The 25,766-nt window shown below is 45.9% G+C and carries 6 protein-coding genes; 2 read left to right on the top strand and 4 right to left on the bottom strand.

The annotated features are described in order from the left end of the window. Positions 1-146 precede the first annotated feature (146 nt). Both MADE_RS07090 and MADE_RS07085 read right to left on the bottom strand, forming a co-directional pair. Positions 147-19,865, bottom strand: coding sequence for a beta strand repeat-containing protein (locus tag MADE_RS07090; protein ID WP_023559610.1), 19,719 nt, complete (start codon positions 19,863-19,865; stop codon positions 147-149). A gap of 506 nt (positions 19,866-20,371) precedes the next feature. Continuing rightward, positions 20,372-21,658 carry a DUF445 domain-containing protein gene (locus tag MADE_RS07085; protein WP_012517873.1) on the bottom strand — a complete coding sequence of 429 codons (1,287 nt, stop codon included), beginning with the start codon at positions 21,656-21,658 and terminating at the stop codon, positions 20,372-20,374. A gap of 694 nt (positions 21,659-22,352) precedes the next feature. Here MADE_RS07085 and MADE_RS07080 point away from each other — a divergent pair. Together MADE_RS07080 and MADE_RS07075 are read left to right on the top strand one after the other, a co-directional pair. After that, a complete protein-coding gene (locus MADE_RS07080) occupies positions 22,353-23,024 on the top strand; it encodes a DUF4097 family beta strand repeat-containing protein (RefSeq protein WP_012517872.1) in 672 nt (223 codons plus the stop codon). Between the two features lie 36 nt (positions 23,025-23,060). Then, on the top strand, positions 23,061-23,633 hold the full coding sequence (locus MADE_RS07075; protein WP_012517871.1) for a sugar O-acetyltransferase: 573 nt from the start codon (positions 23,061-23,063) through the stop codon (positions 23,631-23,633). Positions 23,634-23,819: 186 nt separating this feature from the next. Here MADE_RS07075 and dkgB read toward each other — a convergent pair whose 3' ends face one another. Continuing rightward, positions 23,820-24,623 (bottom strand): 2,5-didehydrogluconate reductase DkgB, encoded by an 804-nt coding sequence (gene dkgB, locus MADE_RS07070; protein WP_012517870.1) that lies wholly within the window; start codon positions 24,621-24,623, stop codon positions 23,820-23,822. A 231-nt stretch (positions 24,624-24,854) separates the two neighbouring features. Further along, positions 24,855-25,751 carry a 23S rRNA pseudouridine(2605) synthase RluB gene (gene rluB, locus MADE_RS07065; RefSeq protein WP_012517869.1) on the bottom strand — a complete coding sequence of 299 codons (897 nt, stop codon included), beginning with the start codon at positions 25,749-25,751 and terminating at the stop codon, positions 24,855-24,857. Positions 25,752-25,766: the final 15 nt, after the last annotated feature.

Raw genomic sequence — 25,766 nt, 5'->3', positions numbered from 1 at the left:
CTGCCTGTTTGCAACCGCGTGACCTTACTACCTTGTAGTTTTTGTTTTAGCAATTATTAAGCCACTAAATTTTTTATCTAAAATTCAATAAGCTAAAAATTAAGTTGGGTGTCGCCACCCAACATCTGTATAAAAATCAGACACCCTTATCGAATCAAGTAATCGTCATATTGCATAAACTGATTTTCACTGTCATCGAATTCTAACGCCAGCTCAGCAATTATTGCCTGTTTTTCATTGCTAGCAGTAAGCGCTGCCGACTGCCCGCCTCTTTGTAAAGCGTAATTCAGCGTCATCGCTTTGCTCATACCAGCGCTGTCCGTTGATAGTTCAGCGAAATCAAATTCAAAATTCTCCCCGACTTCGCCAGCTAACGACAAACTGCTCTCGCTAGGTGCCTCTTGAGCATCTATTAAATCGGGCACCACTGGTAAGGTTGAAACGATACCTTCTTTAACCTCTATCGATTCTTCTTCAGGTTGAATCGGAGTATCTTCACCAGCCGTTAAAGGCTCACTCGATACTGCTAATGCGCTGGTGTCATGCTCTTCGTCAGACTCGACAGGATTTGATATCACAGGTAATGTAAACATAATATCGTCATCCATTTGCATGATTTTCGCTGTTGAATCAAGCAGTGACATTTCATCACCCGAAGCCGTTTCATCTGAACCTACAGATACGTTTTCATCATGTTCTTCATCCGATTCGATGGGCTCTCCCACCACAGGTAGTGTTGAAACGATATCTTTCTTACCCTCAATTGCCTTCGCTGAATCAGAACCTACAGCGCCTGTATCCTCCAACTGCTTGTTGGTATCAGGTGAAACTTTTTCGCTGTCATTTTCATCTGACTCAACAGGGTCTGATACTACAGGTAACGTTGACATCACGTCTTTATCATAAGCTGGCAATGTCACCTGTTGCGTGTTGTCGTTATCGCCTGCTGCAGCATCAACATCCAATGCTATTACAGATGCAGATGCTCCAACCAACCGAACTGGGGTTGGCAATATCGACTTAACGTCATTTTCAGTTTGCTCTGGCATCGTTACCACATTTGGCAACGGCGTGGCCCCTGAACTATTCTCCAATTCACTAGCAGCGCTAATGAACTCTGGTATAGGCAAAATAGACATCATAGCGTCTGGCGTTACTTCTAAAAGCTCGTCAGCTACATTTACAACATTATCGCTACCGCGGAAACCAACTTGAATAGCATCAATGAGTAATTCACTGCCTGTATTAACCTCTCCTGACGCTGCAACGCCATTGTCGTCGGCATAGCTTCCATAGACAAATTGTCCATTGCCATCGTAAGCACCTGCAGTAACCACAAAGTAGTCGAATGCACTTTGAGTCGTAAAGCTCATTGATACCTCACCACTAGCGCTACCGGTAACCAAATATTCATCAACCAGAATACCGCTTTCATCAAAGAACTGAACTCTGGCTTGTTCATCGAGATTGCCGGATTCATTAGCATACAGATCAGTAAACATAATCTCGCCGCTCATCGCTGACGTATCGATATTGAATCGAATTCCCTCGGTTCCGTCTAGTTGCTGGAAAAAAGAGCCCGTTTGAGATGTGCGACCAGATACGCCTAAATGCCCGAAAGCAACATCTTGCCCTTCAATACGCCAAGAATCCCAACCGACAAACGACATTGCTGACCATGCTTCATTTAGGTCGGCAGTATTCGATTTGTGCGCCAATGTAATTCCTTCATCGGTCCAACCATTCTGCCAAGCATTTGGGTCAAAGTAATTAAAGAAGGCGGGGACATCTCCAAGACGCGTGCCAACGTCAACATCATCAATAACTCCCACATCATACGTGCCAGACGCAGTGACAAGCTGAACACTAACATCGTATAGGCCAAGGTCACCGTACTCGTGTAACAAAGCATTTGGATCGTTAAAGCTTTCAGACGTGCCATCTCCCCAATCTACTATCACTTCTAGGACAGGCTCTTCACTAGATATTTGCAAATCCAGCTGCACTTCTTGGTCGCGAAGGGTAAATTCCTGAATAGAACCCGTTGCTGTAGGTTCGCTGATTTCTTCGTTTACCGTAATCGTGGTGCTCGCAGCAACAAACTCTCCATCTTCATCAGTAATAAGAAGCGCTATAGTCGGATTAGTAATTGTTCCGTCATAACTATGAACGTAATCCCCTGCTCCGGTGTAAACAGAAGTTGTTCCATCTCCCCAATTGATAACGGCGTTTGAAATAGTATCGTCGCCTGGGTCGACCACCTCCCCAAAGTTGATAGTAAACGGTGCATTAGCATCAACGATCGCGGCCGATGAAACTGACGTAGTTGGCGCCACGTTGTTGATGGTGACATCGACGGTCCCACCATCAAACGTGCCTTCGTCATTAACAATCTGCACACTAATCGTCGCGCTGCTGTCACCGTCTGCGAAGGTGTGCGTAACATCACCTAGCTCAGTAACCGACTGAACCGCTGAACCATCACCCCAGTCAATGAGATATTCGGAGACAGGGTCATCACCGGGCTCTACCAAGTCAGCTAACGTTAGGGTGTAAACACTTCCTTCGTCTGTCTCACTGGCGCCACTTACAGTGATGGATGGGGCGACGTCGTTCACTGCAACGCCAAGGGTTGCCGCTGTGTGGGTGCCGTCTTCATCGGTTACTATTAAGCTAATAACTGGCGAGCTATCACCATCAGCATAGGTATGGCTGTAATCACCCGCTCCAGTGTAGGCTGTGGTGGTGCCATCGCCCCACTCTATAACCGCATTGGCAACCGTATCATCGCCAGGGTCAAGGATATCGCCAAAGGTGTAAATCGCTTCAGTGCCTTCATTGACCTCGATAGGTCCGCTTATACTGCTCACAGGTGCCACATTGTTTACTGTAACATCAAATACCTCGGTATCAGATTCGCCTGCCTCATCGGTCACCGTAATTGACACGGTTTGCGTTGATGCGCCATCGGCAAACACCTTGGATACATCAAAACTGTTCGACGTTGTAGCAAAGGACTCATCGACGTTGCCGTCATTATCCCAATCGATATCTACGGTATAGCCTGCTGCTCCATTGTCCTCACCGTCAGTGAAGTTAATAGTGCGAGTAAAGGTATCACCCTCATCAATTGCAGCATTGCCCTGTGCCGCTACATCAATCGTATCCGCTGGCGCACTCACGCTGACTGCCTGCGTAGCGACATCGCTGAACGTACCGTCTTCATCTTCCAAGCTGACGCTAATAGTGAAGTCACCCACTGTGGTATAGGTGTGCGACACATCGCCCACACTGCTGTAGGTTTCTGTTGTGCCATCCCCCCAGTTCACGGTAATTCCATTCGCAACAATGGTGTCGTCGCCAGGGTCGATTATTGCCCCTAGGTTCAAGGTATACGCGGTGTTTTGAATACTGGTCAACGCACCTGTTAATGCCAACGTTGGCGCTACGTTGTTAATGGTGACATCAATAGTGCCTGCGTCAAACGTGCCTTCGTCATTCACGATCTGCACACTGATAGTGGCACTGCTGTTACCATCTGCGAATGTGTGGGTAACATCACCTAGCTCAGTAACCGACTGCACCGCTGATCCATCACCCCAGTCAATGAGATATTCGGAGACAGGGTCATCACCGGGCTCTACCAAGTCAGCTAACGTTAGGGTGTAAACACTTCCTTCGTCTGTCTCACTGGCGCCACTTACGGTGATGGATGGGGCGACGTCGTTTACTGCAACGCCAAGGCTTGCTGCTGTATACGTACCGTCTTCGTCTGTAACTATTAAGCTAATAACTGGCGAGCTATCACCATCAGCATAGGTATGGCTGTAATCACCCGCTCCAGTGTAGGCTGTGGTGGTGCCATCGCCCCACTCTATAACCGCATTGGCAACCGTGTCATCGCCAGGGTCGAGTATGTCACCAAAGGTGTAAATCGCTTCAGTGCCTTCATTGACCTCGATAGGTCCGCTTATACTACTCACAGGTGCTACATTATCTACTGTGACATCGAAGGCCTCGGTATCAGATTCGCCTGCCTCATCGGTCACCGTAATTGACACGGTTTGCACGGATGCGCCATCGGCAAATACCTTGGATACATCAAAGCTGGACGACGTTGTAGCAAAGGTCTCATCAACGTTACCGTCATTATCCCAGTCGATGTCAACGGTATAGCCTGCAGCTCCATTGTCCTCACCGTCGGTGAAGTTAATAGTGCGAGTAAAGGTATCACCTTCATCAATTACAGCATCTGCCTGTGAAGCTACATCCACGGTATCCGCTGGCGCACTCACGCTGACTGCCTGCGTAGCGACATCGCTAAACGTACCGTCTTCATCTTCCAAGCTGACGCTGATAGTAAAGTCACCCACTGTGGTATAGGTATGCGACACATCGCCCACACTGCTGTAGGTTTCTGTTGTGCCATCCCCCCAGTTCACGGTAATGCCATTCGCAACAATAGTGTCATCGCCAGGGTCGATTATTGCCCCTAGGGTAAGGGTATACGCGGTGTTTTGAATACTGGTCAACGCACCTGTTAATGCCAACGTTGGCGCCACGTTGTTGATGGTGACATCGACGGTCCCACCATCAAACGTGCCTTCGTCATTCACGATCTGCACACTGATAGTGGCACTGCTGTTACCATCTGCGAAGGTATGAGTAACATCACCTAGCTCAGTAACCGACTGCACCGCTGATCCATCACCCCAGTCAATGAGATATTCGGAGACAGGGTCATCACCGGGCTCTACCAAGTCAGCTAACGTGAGGGTGTAAACACTGCCTTCGTCTGTCTCACTGGCGCCACTTACAGTGATGGATGGGGCTACATCTTCAATATCTACGATAAGAGTGGCTGCGACATGAGGATCAGCATCTTCGTCTGTGACTAAGAGTCTAATACTGCGTGCAGCATTTCCATCTGCAAATGTATGACCGTACTCTCCGGCACCGGTATAGGCGGTGGTTGTGCCGTCGCCCCAATCGATCACGGTATTGGCAATAGTATCATCACCTGGGTCGACGATATCACCGAAGGTGTAGGTCACCTCGCTGCCCTCATCAACGGAAGTCGGGCCTGTGATAATAGAAGACGGCGCTACGTTAAGAACATTAACGAATTGTGTACCCGCATTTTCAAAAGTACCGTCATCATTGACGACATCGACCGAAATATTAAAGCCGAAAGGGCCGTCACTGTAGACATGAGTTTGCGTGCCAAATTCATCACCACTGATAGTTTCAACTGTACCGTCGCCCCAATCAATGACGAACTCCTGAATGGGATCATCACCTGGTTCAAACACACTAGCGGTAAGGCTATATACAGCCCCTTCGTTAACCGAACCTCCACCATGAAGATTAACGGTAGGTGCTACATCGCCCACAGTCACAGTAAAAGTTTCTATATCTGTTTGTCCGTTCACATCGTCAGATACAGTAACAGTGACATCATAAACACCGTCATCGGAAAAATTATGAGCAATGTTAAAGTCTCGACTGAATATGGAAACGTCATTCTGAACAGTCCCGTCTCCCCAATCGATGGAGTAGGTCCAGCCATTACTATTTTGATCTGTAGGGTCGGTAAAAGAAATAGCCTGAACGAAAGTAGAGCCCTCATTCGCAGTTGTATCAGAGATCGCCTGAACATCCAACACTTCTGCAGGTACACTGACTTGCACATCTTTTGTTGAAACACCTTCGTATGTGCCATCTTCGTCGACAAGGTCTATAGAGATTTCGTAATCGCCGGGAGTGGCGTAGACATGGGTAACATCACCAGGACTGTTAAAAGTTTCAACGGTGCCGTCTCCCCAATCGACAATGAAGTCTGTCACTGTGTCATCGCCAGGGTCGCTCGGATTACCTAACCTTAGGGTATATACCTGGTCTTGTTCGACGTCATTGTTTCCGAACAGACCTATTGATGGGGCAACATTGCTGATAGTTGCTTGATACGTTTGTGTCTCTATTGCCTCTGCTGTACCTGATTGATCGTCTACCATAACCGTAACGGTGTAAACTCCATCGTCCAGATAACGATGGCCGGTATTAAGCGTGCCTGAATTGGTTGTATATTGAGAGGACTCACCGTCTCCCCAGTCCACGTTTACTAGAAGTGTATCACCATCAGGATCGGTAAAGTTTATTGTGTGACTAAAACCAATTCCATACGACTCAGTTCCCGTATCGTCGGCACCTACACTCATTCCTGGTGCGTCATTAACAGGTAATACAGTAATATTTGTTGTAGCGGGCTCAGCGAAGTTCGCTCCATCACTTCCTGCCCAAGTAAAGCTATCCAGCCCATTAAAATCTTGGTCGCCCAGATAAGTTAATACACCAGTTTGAAGCGCATTAATATCTAAGATCTGTCCTGGCGTTATAGCTATACCATTTAGTGCAATTACACCGCTGATGGGTAGTGTAATAAACGCAACTTCTTGAAGTGACTCCCCTTCAGGGTCAACAAATGCATTTAAAAACTCGCTAGCGTCAATAATAATATTTTCGTCTTCGCTTCCTTGAATAACAAAATCTGTGGTTTGAGGTACTTGATTACCGAAACGCTGCATAAAGACATCATAGCCTTCGGTGCCGCCCATCCATGATGTCCATGACGCGATAAACCCGCCATCGCTTAATGCTGCTAAGCTTGGTTCAAACTGTGTGCTACTAGTATTTTGATTTATCAATTGCGGAAGATCTATAAGGCGCCCAGCTTGGTCAAACTCTTGTACAAACACGCCGTCGCCATTACCGTCGTTGCCGGTAAAGGCAATGGCAAAACCACCGCCAGAGAGCGCGACAATGCTTGGGTCATACTGAGAATATAGGTAGTCTTGATTTACCCTGAATTCATCGCCTATTGCAACGGATTCTCCTGCGGCATTAAATGTAAAGCGTTGTGCATAGACACCTGAGTTAGATAGATCGGCCGTATTATCAGTCCAGGTAATTACGAAGTCTCCGTTAGCCAGCCCAGCAACTGCGCTTTGCGTCTGACTTCCGGTTACCGTGGTATTCACTTGAAATTCGCTTCCGACTGTATTGCCGTTGGCGTCAAATACCTGAGCAAAGATACCGCTACTGTTAGCATCAGGGCTTTGCCACGACACTGCGTAGCCACCATCAGGTAATGCCGTCGAGCTCGCTAAGGCACTTATGTCTGCAGTGCTCTGGCTACTTGAAACCGTAGTGTTCACTAGCAATTCGTCGCCTAATGCTTGACCTGTACCATCAAAACGCTGCATGGCAACGCCCCAGCTACTGTTATCACCTGTGTCCGAATCAAATGTCTGCCAAACAACAGCAAACTCACCATTTGGTAAAACTGCAATCTGTGAAGAACTCTGTGTGCTAGACACTTCGGTATTCACGACAAACTCAGCGCCATTGTGCGGAGCTTGGTTAAACGGCGAGCCGTCGTTGTTAAAAATACGCCCAATGATTGAGGACCCTGAACCATCCTGCGATGAATCAGTAGAGGTCCAAGTCATTACGAATGTACCGTTGTTTAGTGACTGCACGGTGATATCGTTTTGCGAATTAGTGAGTGTTGTGTTCGCTACCTGATTAGAGCCAACTGGATTATTTTCATTGTCATAGAGTTGGAAATGTACATCACCGCTTTGGCTGCCCTGCCAAGAAACGACATAGCCATCTAGCGCTCCGTTGCTGTCATAAAGTGCCGATGTCTGTGATTCTGATTGTCCTCCCGTGGCATCTGTGTTTACGACTCTCTCTGGTTGTAGCGTCGGTAAATTGCCATCCAAGTTTTGAGAAATATTGACCACAATAGACTGCGCTATACTTGAACCGCCTGCGCCATCAGTTAAGCGTACGCTATAGGTACGAGTCGACTCTGGTGCATCCGAGGTATTCCTATAAGTGACGGCTTCGAGCAAGGATTCTATAGCCTGCGCACTCGCGTTTGCATTAAACGTAACCACTAATGCAGTGTCGTTGGTTCCGCTAGAGTCTAAGGTACCAATCACCGTGCCTTCATACAAAACGTCGCTACCATACACAGCAATTTCGTTTGAACCAGAGCCTTGATTTTGAATCCCCAAGTTGTCTTGGGGGAAGAAGGGCTGACGACCAAGCTGGTCGCCTTGCCCATAAGAAGAGATACGTGCAATTTCGAGCTGTCCATTTGTAAAATCGGTCGTATCGATATCTGCGACACCGGCACCGATAAGCAACAGCTGGGGAGCAAAGTTAAGACTGGATTCACTAAACTCAATGGAGTTAGATGCAATTTCAACGACAGGCGCTTGACTAGTTTCAAACTGGCCATCACTGCCAAACATGCGCATAAGAATGCCATAGCTGTTTGCTTGGTCCGGTTCAGTGTTATAGCTCGTCCAGGTGACTGCGAAGCCCCCATTACTCAGTGCAGTAATGCTAGGTTCATCGTTTCCGTTAATATTGTTAGTTTCTGCGCGTTTTGGACCATCAACAATCCTGCCATCATTGTCAAACTGCTGAACAAAAATACTGTCAGGGTTGTTAGAATCTAAGTAGCTTACGGCAAAACCACCTCCAACTAATGCGGTAACATCAGGCTCGTACTGCGCGCCACTCGTCTGCTCGTTTACGCGCAGCAATTCTCCAACAGCTTGACCGTTTGCATCAAATAGCTGAGCAAAAACGCCAGCGTTACTGGTATCGTTGTTGTCAGTATAAGTCACAACAAAACCACCGTTGTCTAGCGCTGCCACTTTCGGCTGATACTCGCTATCACTGGTATCGGCCACTGTAATTGCACCTGAGAATGCACTACCATCGTTGTTAAAAATTTGAGCTTCTATATCAGAGCCTGTTCGATAGGTAACGACCAGCTTTCCGTTGGCTAACTCAGTAATATCCGGTTCGCTCTGAGTACCGGAGGCTATTGCGTTGGCAAGAGTTTCGTTTATAACGCGGTTTCCATTAGCGTCAAACGTGGTTAAAAAGGTACCGCTGTTGTCGCCTACACCGTTGCCGCTGAAAATGGCAGCGAACCCACCGCTAGCCATTGAAGTCAAGCGCACCTGTGACTGGGTGCTAGACAGCGTATCGTTGATAATAAAGTCGTCGCTTTGCTGCACGCCATTTAAGTCGAATAGGCGACCAAATATACCTGAACCATCGTCATCCCCACGACCCTCCCAGGCAACCACAAACCCACCCGCCACTGCTGTTACACTCGGGTATGTTTGCCCTTCTGGGGTGTATTGATTAACAATAAACTCGTTACCTATTGGTGAGCCATTGGCATCAAAGCGCTGCCCCACAATACCACTACCCCAACCATCCTGATTCTGCGACTGCCAAACTACCACTAGCGAGCCATCTTCTAATTCTGTGACTTCGGAATAACGCTGTTCGTTTTCTTGATAGGTATTGACCTGAATTTCATCTCCCTGTGGCGACGCGCCATCAGCAACGGGTTCAACGACAAAGTTAATCGCATTATTTGATGTGCTGTTGCCTTCGCCATCTGTTAAGCGCAAAGATATGGTTCGTTGAAGCGTAGGGCCATCTGAAGAATTGAGGTAGCTTAGTGCTTGAAGTAAAGCATTTATGCTTGCTTGATTTGCACTGGCATTAAAATCGATATGAAGTTCATTACCATTAGCGCCATCTTTAGTAATGCTGGCAAAAGCGGTACCTTCATAAGAAATAGTACTTCCAGATACACTGATCTCCCCTAAACCATTCCCGGAACTTAATACAGAAAAATTATCCTGTTCATTAGCACTGACAAATTGACCTTGGGCACCATAACCCGTAATCGCAGTAACGGTTAGGCTACCTCCATTAAAGTCATTAGACTCAGCGCCGAATAAATCAGCACTAGGAATGAACGCTTCCGGGGTATCAGACTCGATCAAGATGATTTCGCTAGGCAATCCAGCAATTTCAATTCGACCTGCACCATCAGAAAATTGACCGTCACTGCCAAACCCTCGCCAAAAGACACCATAGGAACCATTTACTTCAGACTCAACGTTATAACCGCTCCAAGCAGTAATGTAGCCACCGCTAGACAAGCCCAATACAGCAGGCTCCCAATCGGTACTGACGTTATTAAGGTTGACCTGATTGTTACCGTCAATAGCGTTTCCGTCAGCGTCAAATTCTTGGGTGAAAATGCCATCGGGTGAAGCACTTGAATAGTAACTTACAATAAACCCACCTGTGGCGAGCGCATCCACTTTTGATTGGGATTGATTGCCCGTTATCCCTTCATTTACCCGAATTTCATCGCCAATTACATTGCCACTTGAATCAAATAGCTGTGCAAATACACCTGAACCATTGCCGTCATTATTGATCGTATAAGAAACTACAAAGTTTCCATTAGACAGAGCCGTGATATCTGGCTCCCGCTCTGTCGTTACGGGGCGGTCAATAATAATTTCTGGCGCTAGTGTGGTTCCGTCTGCATTAACTAAACGAATGGTTATTTGATTACTACTTTCGTATGTGACAGCAAGTTGCCCGCTAGCCAATTCTGTGATCGAAGGATCAAACTGTGACCCACTCGTAGATTCATTGATTAAGAACTCTGCGCTTAACGGTGTACCATCTTCATTAAATAAGCGGCCAAATACCCCGCTGCTGTCGCCGACACCATTACCTTCCCAAACTGCTGCGAATCCACCGCTGCTCAGTTGAATAATTTGCGGGTCGTTTTGAGTGGAACTTGTGGTTTCGTTAATTACAAATTCACCACCAATTGGTTCACCAAATTCATCAAATCGCTGCGCAACGATACCGTAACCGCTGCCATCAACACCGCCAGTGTCCGACCACGCTACCACAAACCCATTGCCGTTAGCCGCTACTGATGGCAATGACTGTGAACTTAACGTGCTGGTATTGATAGCGATTTCATTGCCAACCGGCGCACCATTATCACTATATCTCTGAGCGAAGATACCTTGGCCATTTCCGTCTTGATTGGCATCAGACGTCCAGACCATTACAAATCCGCCACTTGACATTTCAGCTAATGCTGGCGTAGTTTGATTGCCCAACTCAAAACTGTTTGCCTGTATGTCGCTAGTCTGTGGTGTGGAACCGTTAGCCACTTCCGTAATGTTTAGCGTAACGACCTGATTTGCGCTAGAGCCTCCATCACCATCGGTTAGACGTAACGCTACTTCTCTGCTAGCTTGCGGTGAGGTGGAGAGATTGGAATAACCGATTGCCTGTATCAACGCGTTTACGGCTTCTAAGGTAGCATTAGTATTTAAAGCAATATGTAAACCATTTCCCGCTTGCCCATCTTGTGCAATGGTGCCTATTGCGGCGCCTGCATAGCTGACTGTGCTTCCAGAAACACTAATCTGCCCCTGTCCGACACCTTGATTTTCGATAGTAAAGTTATCATCAGCAAACTCTTGGTTTGTATTTACAATATCTCGATACCCGCTGACGATGTCGATTGTTAAAAGGCCACCATCAAAATCTGGCGAATCGCTATCAAGAATATCAACATTACTGAAAATAAACTCTGTGTTGGTACTTTCCGTAATCGTGATTTCTGCTGGAATATTTTCAATTTGTGGACCATCGCTATCACTAAAGTCGCTGGCAACGCCAACCAACTGTTGACCTATTTCATAGGTGCTATTAGCAGGTGATGTAAGATTATATCCAGACCAAATAACTGCAGCGCTCTGATTTCCAACGCTCACAATTGTAGATTGGTGATCTGTACTCGGCCCCGAGCCAGCTAAAACTGGCCCATCCACTTTTGTAGGGGTAGTACCTGTAGCTTCAAATTCTTGGACGTACACGCCCGCATTTGCCCCCCAAGTAACGGCGAAATTACCATTATTCAATGAGGCTATATCAATGCCATCATTAGAATTCCAGCTTGTTTCGCTGGTGTTAACAATAAACTCATCGCCGATAAAGTTGCCGTTTGCATCGATGCGTTGACCGCGGAACCCCCAAAAATCTTTTGCAAACTCATCAATATAGTGCCCCCAAACGAGTACAAAAGTGCCGTCATCAAGCGCAGTCACTGCAGGTTGGTTCAATACATTACCTTCTGACGTATTTACTTTGAATTCAGAAACTAGCTCTGTTCCATCTGCAGGATTAAAAATACGCGCAAACACATCGTCACCTGAGTTGCTCTTCCACGTTGCTACTACAGCGCTTGCTGAGGCTGCTAAGTCGGCATTGCTTTGAGAGCCCGAAATTGACGTGTTCGCTAATAATTCAGCAGTTGTGGCAACACCAGCATTATCAAAAAAGCGCATACCAATACCAATACCACTCGTATCGCCTGTGGCACTATCGTAAGTGTCGAACGCTACGACGAAGCCGCCGGTAGCCAGCGCAGTAACGACTGGGGTCCCTTGCGTACTAGATAGATTTTCATTAACAATAAATTGGTCGCCAAGGGCTTGACCAGAAGCAGTAAAGCGCTGGGCATAAACATTTATGTCGCTGTTGGACTCGCTGACGACACTCTGCCAAACCACGACGAAAGAGCCATCACTGAGCCCTGCAACGTCAGCGTTAGTTTGATTGCCGAAGTTTTCCGTGTTAACCACGAACTGGTTACCAACTGCTTGTCCATTTTCATCGAAGATTTGCGCGAATATACCGTTGGAACTGCCGTCAAGGCCGTTTTCGCCAGTCCATGTAACTACATATCCACCGCCCGACAACTCGCTGGCAGACGGCATAGTCTGGTTACCAGCAGTCACTTGGTTAATTAGACTCGGCTCACCAACGAGGTCAAAATCATTTACAGCCTGCTCAAACTGAAGGCTGTAATCTATATTCGTGGAGTAGTTGTTCGCACTGTCGTATACATAAAGTCTTACGCTTCTGGGGTTAAGTGCGCCTGAATCGCTGCTATAGCCCAATGCTTCAATTAAGGCTTCAACTGCTTCATCGGTAACGCCAGTCGTAAAATCAATACGCAGGTCATTGCCCGCTTCTCCATTGTCAGAAGAATAAATTGAGGCAAACGCAGTACCTTCATACGAAATAGTAGAGCCGCTCACACTTATTTGGCCATTACCCGTTCCTATGTTAGCCACGCCTAAGGTATCTTCGAATGTCTCGTTGTTTGAAATATAACGTAAAGTCAAATACCCACCGTCTAGGCTATTTGAACCCTTGTATTCAAAGTTAATGTTGCTGTCTAACAACGCCAGCTGACCTACAACATCCGACTCGTTGAAAGTTACATCTCTGTCAAAGTCTTCCATTAAAAAGTCTGGCGCTGACACCGAAGAGCGTATATCAATAAAAATGGCATTTCCTTGGGTAGCTACACCATTGCCGTCGGTCACGCGAATTGAAATTGTTTCATCATTTTCTACATTGTTTTGAGAGGCATAGGTAAGATGTTCTATCAGTGCATCAATTGCTATTGTTGTGGCGCTAGCGTTGAAAGTGACAGATAACCCATTGCCGTTTGCGCCATTTTCACCACTCGAAATTTGCCCGATCGCTGTTCCCTCGAAACTGACATCACTGCCACTTATAGAGATTTGACCAAGTCCCGTGCCGGTTGTCTCTATGGCAATCAGGTCATCAGCATCACTTTGGGTAAGATAGAACACCTCTAACATACCGCCGTCAAAATCATCGCTAATGTGAGTAAAATCCACGTCCGCATCAATTCTCACAGGCGTTGATGCTACTGAATTTACAATTTGCCGTGTATCGGTTATGTCATCCAGACTAGGTGGCGTAGAACGGTTGAAATCGCTGGGGTTTCCAAAAATGTTTTGAAATACGCCCCAGCTGCTATCATCTGGTTCTAAAGAGGAGTCAGCCCAAACTGCAATGAAGTTGTTTGACGACCCCAGGCCAGTGAGAGAAATATTATCAACACTGGACACTGAGGTACTGCTAGCTAGCACCTCGCCATCAATGGGAACACCATTACTGTCAAACTCTCGAATGAATGCACCATTATTGTCCCCTACGCCATTACCCGTCCAGCCAACGACAAAGTTACCATTGGGTAAAGTCGCGACGCTAGGCTCTGTTTGATTTCCTGTCAGCGTTTCATTTACCTGAATGAGATCGCCGTTAGCGGTTCCGTCCGCATTGTAACGCTGGGCAAAAACACCATCGCTACTGCCATCTGTACTTTGAAATACAACGACAAAACTGCCATCTGAGAACGCCGCAACCTGATTATTTTGTTGTGAACCGTCGATTAACAAGTCTATTTCGCTACCAATCGCATTGCCATTGTTATCAAAACGCTGCATTACTATGTCGCTACTGTCTCCCCCTGCTTGCGTAGTGGAATACCAAGAGACAACAAAGCCACCGCTAAAGCTGCTAATAGACGAGTTGTATTGTGTGCTGGAAGTCGTCGTATTTGCCGTAAATGATGCGCCTGCGGGGGTACCATCAGCATTGAAAATGCGCACCGAAATCCCCCAACCGGAAGCATCGGCGCCGCCGTCGGTCCAGGTTGTTGCAAACTTTCCATCTGACAAAGCGACCACGTCCACTAATGTCTCTGTGTTGTCTGAGCCATCTCGCAACAAAAACTCTGAGCCCACAGGTGCCCCATCAGACGCATAACGCTGCGCGAAAACGCCATTGCCATCTGAGATACCATTCCCTTCCCAAGTTATTACGAAAGAGTTATCGCTTAGAACGGTCACAGCCGGATCTGATTGAGTGCTTGCTGTGGTTGTATTGACTAAGAATTCATTACCTACAGCTAGCCCGTTAGCATCAAAACGCTGTGCGTAGACACCCCAACTACTGTCATCCTGGGTAGACGAAACCCAGGTAACCACGTAACTACCGTCGGCAAAACTCGCAACATCTGGAGTGAATTGGCCCCCGGCTGTAAATGTATTGACTAAGTCTGGCCCGAATACAGATTCAGAGCCATCGGTGTCGGGCGAAACATTTACGGTAATTGTTTGATTGCCTGTACTGCCTCCATCACCATCTTCCACATTAAGAGAAAGGGTTCGCTGTGCGTTTGGTGCTTCTGATGTATTGGCATACGTTAAGTTTTGAACAAGTGCTTCGATAGCCTCATGTGTCGCATTGATATTTAATTCTATGCGCAGCGTAGCGCCATTTTGGCCATCGTTAACAATATTACCAATTACCGTTCCGCTATAAGATATCGTTGAGCCAGACACCCCAATTTGATTTAGCCCGTTGCCTTGATTATTAACACCTAATTGGTCTTCTACACCACCAAATTGAATATATCCAAGGGTAACAACCCCACCTTCAAAATTTGTTGAGTCGCTGTCTTGAAACGACACCGCAGCATCCAAAATTTGAGGTGCATTATTTACTGCATTTTCAGCAAATGTTACTTCATTGGTGAAACCTGCTAGCGTTGGACTCTGGTTCGTTGATTGGCTTCCAAAAAACGACTGGAAAATCCCATAGCTACTGCCATCGGCACTACTTTGATCGTGGTAAGTGATGACATAATCGCCGTTGCCAAGCGAAGCCACACTGGGGCGGGTTTGCGTACCGGACTGTTGCCCTATATTGACTAACTGGTCTCCATCTAAGGGCTGACCATCTGATGAAAATTCACGTCGAAATATGTCATTACTGTTAGCAGAGTACCAAGTGATGACAAAATTGCCGTTTGGTAGATGATCAATGCTTGGGCTATATTGACTGGAGGCTGGATTCTCATTTACAACGAATGTTTGACCCAGCGAACTACCCGAAGCGTCATAACGTTGCGCTAATATTGCACTACCACTGCCATCCGACAGGTTTGTCGTGTCCTCCCATACCACAACAAAACTACCGTCTGCGGCGTAAGAAATCTTTGGCGTAGCCTGATTTCCCGCCGACAAACTGGTTACCTCAATTTCAGAGCCTAAAAGTGTACCGTCATTAGCAAATTGTTGAACAATAATTTCGTTTGATGTACTGCCATTGTGGTTATCGGAATACCAGGTAATTGCAAACCCAGCAGATGTGGCATCAATACTGGGGGAATACTGAGTGCCAGTGACCGTAGTATTTGCAACTAATTCGTTGGTTACGGCGGTTCCGTCATTTTGGAATATTCGATATGAAACGCCCCATGAACTGCCGTCTCCACCAGCCGAGGGCCACGTTACCGCAAAGTTACCGTCAGACAGTCGTACCACGTCAGGATATTCTTGTGAGCTAGATACAACGTCATTAACTTGAAACTCATCACCTAATGCTGAACCGTTTGCGTCGAATAGCCTGGCTTTAATGTCGACGCTATCGTTTGTGCCAAAGCCCTGCCAAACGACCACATATGAGCCATCGGAAAACGTAGTGACTTTAGGGTCATTATCTGATTGACCTACGGTTAGGGCTGATTCTTGACTAACAAGGAACTCTGTCCCTATAGCATTGCCATCGGCACCAAAGCGCTGACCGTGAATGCTATAAACACCATTATTGTTTTCTTGCCCTTCACTTTGCCACACTACGACATAACTACCGTTGTCAAAGGCGGCAATATCTGATTTATATTGAACTCCATCAGTAAATGTATTGACTAAAGAGGCGGTAAAAGCTGGCACTGTTGAATCAATTTCAGCGCTAACGTTTACTGAGAAGTCAATATTTTCGCTAGACGCACCATTTGCATCGGTTAGCCGAAGGCTAATGCTACGTGACTCTTCGGGGCTATTAGAGGTGTTTCGGTAACTGGTTGCTTCCAGTACTCCCTCAACGGCTTCTGTTGTCGCATTGGCATTAAAGGTAATAACAAGTTGACTACCGCTTTGCCCATCACTAAAAAGCGTACCAATCTGAGTTCCCTCAAAAAACACCGAGCTTCCTGAAACGGCCACTTGTCCTGCAGCATTCCCCTGATTGAGTAGTCCCAATTGATCGTCGCTAGAACTCCCAACATTGTAACCTACGGTGAGTGTGCCGCCATCAAAGCCTGCACCTGACACATCAGCAACTGATACACCAAGCTCCAGAGGTACAAGCCCCGCATTGACCAGTGCTTCATCAAAGTTATAGCTAGAAGCGAAACCGGTTATCTCTGGTCCAGTTGCGTCGGCAAAAGAACCAAAGCGATTAAGGCTGATATCGGTGCTATCGAATCCGGTACCGCTTTGTTCAAATGCGATGAAGTAGTTGTTGCCCGAACCAATGACAACAGGATTGTCTACCGATGTATTTATATTTGATTCAACCCGTAACTCACTGTCTATAGGCACTAAATCAGAAGTAAACTCGCGGCGCATAATACTGCCCAAGTTTGCGTCGTGCCACGTGAATACGTAATTGCCGTTATCAAGTTGAGCGATGTCAGGGCGGTATTGGGTGCTTGAGCTATTTTCATTAATAACAATTTGCGCCGTAAGTGCACTATGAGAGGCATCAAATTTTTGAGCGACAATACCATAACCACTTCCGTCAGCGTTCCCTGAGTGGTCGACCCACGTTAGTACATAGCTTCCATCGGCCGATGCATTCACTTCGACGCTGAGCTGATCTCCAGCCTGACCCAACGTAATATCAAGTTCTGCACTGGCAAAGGTGCCATCATTGTTTACCGCACGAGCAACGATATTACTCGAACTTCCGCCAGCCTGCGTACTTGAGTACCAGCCCACAATATATCCACCATCGTACGAATCGACAGAAGGTTCATATTGGGTGCTAGTAGTAGTGCTATTGACGACAATTTCATCTGTAACGGGAGCCCCATTGGAATCGAAAATTCTTGTTACGATGGACCACCCACTACCGTCGGCACCCGCACTTTGCCATGTTACCGCGACATTGCCGTTTGACAGGCGGGTAATCTGACTGTCAGATTGCGTGCTTGACGTATATTGGTTTACCTGGAAATCATCGGTGGCCGGAGTACCATCAGCGTTGAAGATTCTTCCGTAAATGCCTGAACCGTCTTGCCCAACCTCTCCAGCGCCATCCCACGTGACCATAAAGCTACCGTCAGAAAAAGTGGTGACATCAGGATGCTGCTGCGTTGAGTCACTGGGCAAAAAGTCGGACTGGTTTATTTGTAGCTCTAACCCTACAGGCTCCCCACTAGCACTAAAGCGCTGAGCGTGTATTCCATAGTTATTAGTATCGTTTTGTGAATAGCTATCCCAAACAACGATGAAACTGCCATCGTCGAACTCGCTGATAGAAGGACCGGACTGTACTGAGTTTGTATAAGTGTTTACCCTTTCTGTTGTGCCAACTGACGCAATTGAATCATTGGTTTGTTCAACGATAATTTCTGTTGTTACATTGCTGCTTGTGTTGCCCGTACCATCGTCGAGTCGAATAGAGAGCGTACGCGTTGCTTGAGGGCTTTGTGAACTGTTGGCATATTGAACGTTTTCCAGCAGTGCTTCTATCGACTCTACATTTGCATTACTGGTTAAATTGACAAGTAGGTTGCTGCCGCTGTCGCCATTCTCAACGATGGTACCTATCACATTTCCTTCATAGGTGATCTGGTTACCAGACACACCAATCTGCGAAGAGCCAGTCCCCTGATTGCGTATCGAAAGTGAATCTTCGCTGCTACCTCCCACCACATAGGCAATAGAAAGTTCGCCTCCATCATAGTTTGCGGTGTCTGTGTCTACCACTGCAACCGCAATATCAATAATTTGTGGGGCAGCATTCACTACGTTCTCATCGAAAACAATTTGATCAACCATACCAACAATTTCTGGTGGGATATTTAAAACAGAAGTATTCGTTGTAGAGAAAACACGCTGCACAATACCTGCTTGTGCACCATCATCAGTGGTAAAACTGTCTGAGTCCCATGTAATAACAAATTCACCGTTTGAAAGTGCGGTGATATCGGGGGTGTATTGGCTTCCATTAGAATTCGACGCTGTGGTTGCAAGCATTTCAATACCAATAGGCGTGCCATCTTGCGCAAATTGTTGATATACGACACCCGATACAAAACTGCCGTCTAAGGTAGTTCGACCGTCCCAAGTCACTACAAAAGTATCGTCATCGAGCACAGCGACACCGGGCCTGTTCTGCGAACTACTCGTTGTGGTATTTACTAGAAAAACGCCCGATGCGTCGGTTCCATCAGCATTAAAAAGTTGTGCGTAAACTCCATCACCTGAACCATCAAAGCCAGAATTTTCTTCCCAGACAACGACAAAATCACCATTGCTGAAATATTCAATTTTGGGGGTGTCTTGGTCCCCACCAGTTTGAACTCCAACCTGAACTGTCGGACCTTCGGCACTTAATTCATTATTGAATTGCTGGAATCGAACCACGCCGTTATTGCTACTTGGATACCAAGTAGCTGCGAACCCTCCTGCATGAGCACTTATATCTAAATAATAGGTAGTAGTGTCTCCCTGTACGGTAATTGCCTGCTCTGTTGAGACGGGGGTTAGAGAACTATCGAATGCTCGAAAGACTAGCTCAGGGTTATTACTGCTGTTACTACGCCATCCGATTACTATGTTTCCATCGTCTAAGGTTGCGATATCTGGATAATCTTGTGTAGAAGATGTATCTGCATTTATCAGTACGTTAGCTGTAGTAGGCTCACCGGATGCATTAAAATGTCGAGCAAAAATTCCAGCTCCGTCCCCCTCACCAGCGCCATGCCAAGTCACCGCAAAACTACCATCAGCCAGTGTAGTCACCTTGGGATTTTGCTGATTACTATATGAGTCGAACGGTACATTCACTTGAAACTCATGACCGATTGGTGTGCCATTTGCGTTAAACCGCTGGGCATAAATGCCATATGAATTTCCGACATCTCGTGTTGAATGCCAGACGGTAATATAGCTTCCGTCAGCAAACGCTGCGGTATGATTGGCACCTATACTGTTGTTGATAATAGAGTTGACTAAACGTTCGTTGCTGATAGGAGTTGCCATAACTTTTGTCCTTAAATATTGAAATGACGTGTAATTTGATTAGTAACCCACCACCAACAACGAGCAGGTTTGAATATTGTTTTGATTGAATGATTTTCTGAACGGCTCAGCTCACAATTAGTGAGCGCACGAAGGGAGTAAAGAGTAAGAAAGAGTAAGCTGAGAAATATTTCGAATACAACAATGCCATGAGGACAACGTTGCGTTACTTCCTTATAAAATATGTTCATCCTTGAAGATAGCCTTTTTTAATTACTTTGAATGTAACTAAAACATCTATCAATTTTCGCCGTAGAAGGGCTTGCGACAACTAAACGTAATACCTACTGCACCACGCACCAATATTGATTATTTAGCGTTTCGCTTTGGTAGCATAAACCATACCCACATTAAATAGCGTATATTTTTCATACAACTATAACTTTCACAATGTTGTCTGCTTTTTGAACTGTAAATAATTTCGACACCTCTAAGAATAAATCCAATTCATTTGGTATCCGTAGGTATCAGAGGCCCAGCAGCGTCTCTACACCAAACAATATTGCACCAATCAACCCGCCCACAATCGTGCCATTAATGCGTACTTTCTGTAGGTCTCTGCCGATATTGAGCTCCACCTGCTTCGCCATTTCACGCTCATCCCAACTGTTAATAGTGTCGCGAATATGACGTGTTAAAAACTCCGCCAATTCGGGTGCCATATACTTCGCGGCCTCACCAATGTGCTTATTAAACGCTTTGGCAAGATCACTATCTTGCGTTAACGTTGTACCTAAATCTTTCAATAAGGCAGACACTTTCGTCTCAGCTTTACCGTTTTGCTCCTCTAGAGAAGTTACAAGCCAATTATGAAATTTTGCCCACGACTGGTAAACATAATCTTTTAAGGCCGGATCGTTAACAATCTTATCTTTATAACCATTTACTTTTTGTTCCATCAAAGGGCTATGCTGCAATTCGTACAAAAATTCATGAACCTGTTCATCGAAAGCGTGGCGAATGGGGTGATGTTCGTCTTGGTAAATATCTTCTAAAATACTCGAAACCGCCTTAACCGCTATCAAGGCCCCTTGTTCACTTAACCAACCGGATGGCAATAGCTTTTCGATTCTGCTGTATTCTGTTTTTAACCATACAACTAACGTATCTGCGATATAGACTTGCGTATCAGGTTCAGCCAATAAATTTGCTAATTTCCCTAGCACCTTGTCTAACACCACTTGGTGCTGACGCTCTTTTGTTACTGCCCCTAATGATGTGGCCATTAATTGTCTGAGATCGAGTTGGTCAATACCCTTTTCTGCCGTTTTAGCAATAAATGTTTTAACCGGTTTATCATCTAACACTCGTAAAACACCAGCAAAGGCATCGCATAAAAACCGACTTAGCCGTGTGGCATTCTTATCTACCGATAGCCACCTCCCGGCACCTTTAGCAGGGTCACTATTGCGAATAAGGGTTTCAATGGCTTCAGGGTGAAAGAACTTCTCTTTAACGAAAAGGGATAAATTGTTAGCAATGACCGACTTATTACTGGCTACAATATTTGTATGAGGAATAGGATATTTTGCGGGTATAGGTTTAAATAAGGCCGTAACTGCGAACCAGTCAGCAAGCCCCCCAACCAAGGCGGCTTCACTCGCCATCTTTATCAAACCGAGCCACCAAGCACCTATCAACCCTGGGTAGAATTTGGGCATTAGTATTGTGAGAATAAATACACTTGCGGCAAACACTAAGCAAGCCAATGCAAGCCTTTTCGCTCTATTCAATTGTAGGTATTTATCCGTCATTCACTGCTCCATCTACATTACTCGGTTTTTATCGCCGACCGTTACCTTTGTATCATTTTCTATTACAAATTGGCTCTTTAGTATCAAAGGTAAATACTTAGAATAGCCACGCTGAGAAAAAACCAAGCAATCGGTTTACTTCACGCCTTTCTCTGTAGCCTTAATGACTTCGTCACGTAATTTCAGAAACTTATTTCCCCGTGCACTTCTCTCGCAATGCAAACAATGGGCCTATTAATCCAATGCGAGGGTGCCAACATTTTTCATACTGGCGGACGGAGTTTAAAAAAGAACGTTTAAAACGGACACTCACTTTCTTTTCCTAGTACTTACATGGTGTACAAAGTGGACACACACTTAATAAAGTAAAAACTTCATTCATACTCGTTTACCACGTACTGGCATAAGTGTCTGTCCACACCTGTACTTCTATATTCGCTTGCTGCGTGTGCATATAAGTGTCTGTCCCTTTCAGTACTTTAGTGTGGCTCGGAAGTAGTGGTCAAATTCACTACTCGTTGGGAGATAAAGCTATAAACTTGTGTATTATGCGACACACTCGTTTAAAGCCTTGCGTGATATACACATAAAGCACTGATTTAAATCAATTTTACAACTTGGCATAGTTAGTGATGCTGCAAGGGGTAAAGTAGGCGTACACAGCCTATGAAATCTCAATCAAGGATATAAAAATATGAAAAAGTCTATTATTGCTGGCACCGTTATGCTTGTTTCTGCCTCACTACTTAGTGGTTGCGTTATACACGTTGGCAATGCTCATGCTCTAGAAGGCAGCGACTTTAGCTCAATTCTAGGTAATATTGACATTGCAGAAGGAAAGTACGCCGGCGATATTTCTTCCGTAAACGGCAATGTTGAGATAAGTAACAATGCAGGTGCTGACGAAGTCAGCATTGTTAATGGCAACCTTGAAATGGGCAGTGATGTGACTGTCCGAAATATTGATATTGTCAATGGAGATGTGAGCGCTACACCTCATTTAACCGTGCTCAAAAATGTAGAAACCGTGAACGGGAACGTAACGCTACCGGTACAAAGCACTATCGGTGGCAGCGTTGAAACGGTAAACGGCGACATCGATGCGATAGATACAACAATTGATAAGCACATCAAAACGCTAAATGGCGACATTACTTTATCTGGTACCACCCATATTGCTGGAAATCTTATTTACAAAGAGAGTGAAAGTTCGTGGGGCAAACAATCTGATGACAAACCCACGTTAACTATTAGCGCTTCAGTAACCATCGAAGGGGACATTATATTGAAGCGCTCTGTACATTTAGATATTGAAAATGACGCTTTGATGCAAAAAGTCGTTGTAAGCTATAGCGACGCGCAGTAACGTATCGGCTTTTATTTTTACGCTTTCTGTTAATAAATGACTGAACAAGAAAAAATGCTGACTGGCGCATTGTACTTTCCGTCTGACAAGACGTTAACGGCAATGCGTAAACAGTGTCGTATACAGCTTGATGAACTAAATAGTATTTGCCAGAGCGAACACAAAACGCGTACTCGACTGCTTAAACAACTTTTTGGCAGTACAGGCAAAAGGCTGTATATCGAGTCGTCATTTAAATGTGATTACGGCGAAAACATTTATGTTGGCGAAAACTTCTTCGCCAATTTCAATTGCGTGATATTAGACGCGGCTAAAGTGACAATTGGGGATAACTGTATGATAGCGCCTCAAGTTGGCATTTATACAGCAACACACCCTATCGACCCCAAGCAGCGCGCTACCGGTATCGAGTTTGCTAAACCCATCACTATCGGCCACAACTGTTGGATAGGCGGAATGGCAGTGATAAACCCAGGAGTAACGCTTGGTGATAATGTGGTGGTGGCCTCAGGCGCTGTTGTGACTAAGTCTTTCGGCTCTAATGTGGTTATAGGGGGCAACCCAGCAAAGGTCATTAAATCTGTTGACCTAAATCCAAAACCAGACTAGCCAATAACCATTTCTATAAGCTTATTGTACATAGCCTACCGTAATTTAATAAACTCAGCCGCCTACTACTTATCATTAACCCACATTTGTTAACAACGGTGTAGACGGCGGCCTTTAAACATTAGAACACGTCTTAGCTACGTTTGAAGTAATGTGCACGCAACGTAGCAGTTAATTGGCGTTAAACTAGTCCCACTCGGGCGCAAAATCTGGGTTTACAATACGCTCACCATTGTCTAGCCCGTCTACAAGTGCAAGTTCATCATCCGAAAGCTGCACACCACCGTAAGCTAAATTTTCCTGCAAGTGCGTTTTACTGGTTGAAGATGGAATGGCATAAATGTGTCGTTTTTCCATCCACGCCAGCACTACTTGCGCTGGGCTTGCATTATGATTCTGGGCTATTTGCTGTAACGTTTCATCTTTCATGACTTTGCCTACTGCAAATGGCATGTAAGCCGTCGCTCGAATATTTTTCGCTTTGCAGGCATCCACCACCTTTCTATTTTGCATAAACGGGTGGATCTCGATTTGGTTTGTGTAAATTTCCCCCTTACCTAGAATTTCTTCCGCCTTGTCTAATAAATCAATGGTAAAGTTGGAAACACCAATATGGCGGGTGAGCCCAAGCTCTTTCGCTTTTGCTAAGCTGCCCAAATAGCTTTCTAGCGAGATGTCGTTGCCAGGGTATGGCCAGTGAATAAGTAACAAATCGACATACTCTATCTTTAGCTTCTCCAAGCTTTCATGAACACTTGGAATAAAATGATCTTCACCTAGCGACTCATGCCACACTTTGGTGGTAACAAAAAGCTCGTTTCTATTAAGGCCGCTGGTTTTAATCGCGTCACCAACCTGCGCTTCGTTATCATAAAACTGGGCGGTATCTATGTGTCTAAATCCCACGTCTAATGCTTTACTCGCTGACACTCGGGCTTCCTCACCTTCTAAGCGGAAGGTTCCCATTCCCATTTGAGGCATATCTTTCATTACCGTCTCCTTTTCCGGGTTGGTACATAGCTACTGGACGTAGCGCGTTCACCCATTGCTACGCCAACGTTAAAAAAGAAGATCGCATTTCCCCTTTTGGGGGTCGTAAATTGGTTTTTAGGTAAAGTCGTTGAGCCCTAACTTATTACCGCGATGTTAAATAGAGGCACTAAAAAGGCGCTGGCTTTTAAAAGCGAGCGGCTTTTTTAGAAAGACGAATTCAGTACTGGGTTATTTGCGCTTTGCTGGGCGACCCGCTCTTTTATTAAGGCCCTGTTGCTTGCGAACTTTATGCTTTTTCACTGAGCGGCGCATACGACTTAAACGAGCGTGGTCGAGTTTACCTTGTCGAACGTTCACCATAGTCTGCGTTTCATCAGGCAGCTGTACATGATTGCGAAGCGCGTTTACGTCTTCTAGCCCTAGCTCAACCCACGCACCTTGCGGCAGACGTTTTTGAAGCTCGATTGGGCCGTACTTAACACGGATAAGGCGGCTAACTTGTACGCCTTGTGATTCCCAAAGACGGCGAACTTCACGGTTACGCCCTTCTTTCAAGGTCACGTTGAACCAACGGTTCATGCTTTCTTCTTCAGCATGCTGTGGCGTGGGCGTACCCGATATTGTTAGAAATTTGGCTTCACCGTCGTCTAGCTCTACCCCTTTTTGAAGTGTGTTTAGTGTCTTGGTCGAAACTTCACCAAACACACGTACGGCGTATTCACGTTCTACTTCGCACTTAGGATGCATTAAGCGGTTTGCAAGCTCACCATCGTTGGTAAACAGAAGCAAACCACTGGTGTTCATGTCTAAACGGCCAACGGTAATCCAGCGCCCTAGACGAATAGCCGGCAGACGGTCAAACACCGTATCTCGACCTTCTGGGTCGTGACGGCTACACAGTTCACCTTCTGGCTTGTTGTACATCAACACTCGACAAATTGGCTGCTCGGTTTGACGTGATAAAAGATGGCCATCAACGCGAATTTGCGCAGTGTGGTCAACTCTATCACCTAATGTCGCTACGGAACCGTTAACCGATACTCGGCCTTCCTCAATCCAACGTTCCATTTCTCGTCGCGAGCCTAGCCCTTGGTTAGCCAGTACTTTTTGCAACTTTTCAGTCATGGGTTTTCACTCTTT

It is taken from the genome of Alteromonas mediterranea DE, assembly GCF_000020585.3.
In the GTDB taxonomy this organism is placed as follows: Bacteria; Pseudomonadota; Gammaproteobacteria; order Enterobacterales; family Alteromonadaceae; genus Alteromonas; species Alteromonas mediterranea.
The sequence above is the reverse complement of the archived record's forward strand: the minus strand, read 5'-3'. Positions and strand labels throughout refer to the sequence as shown.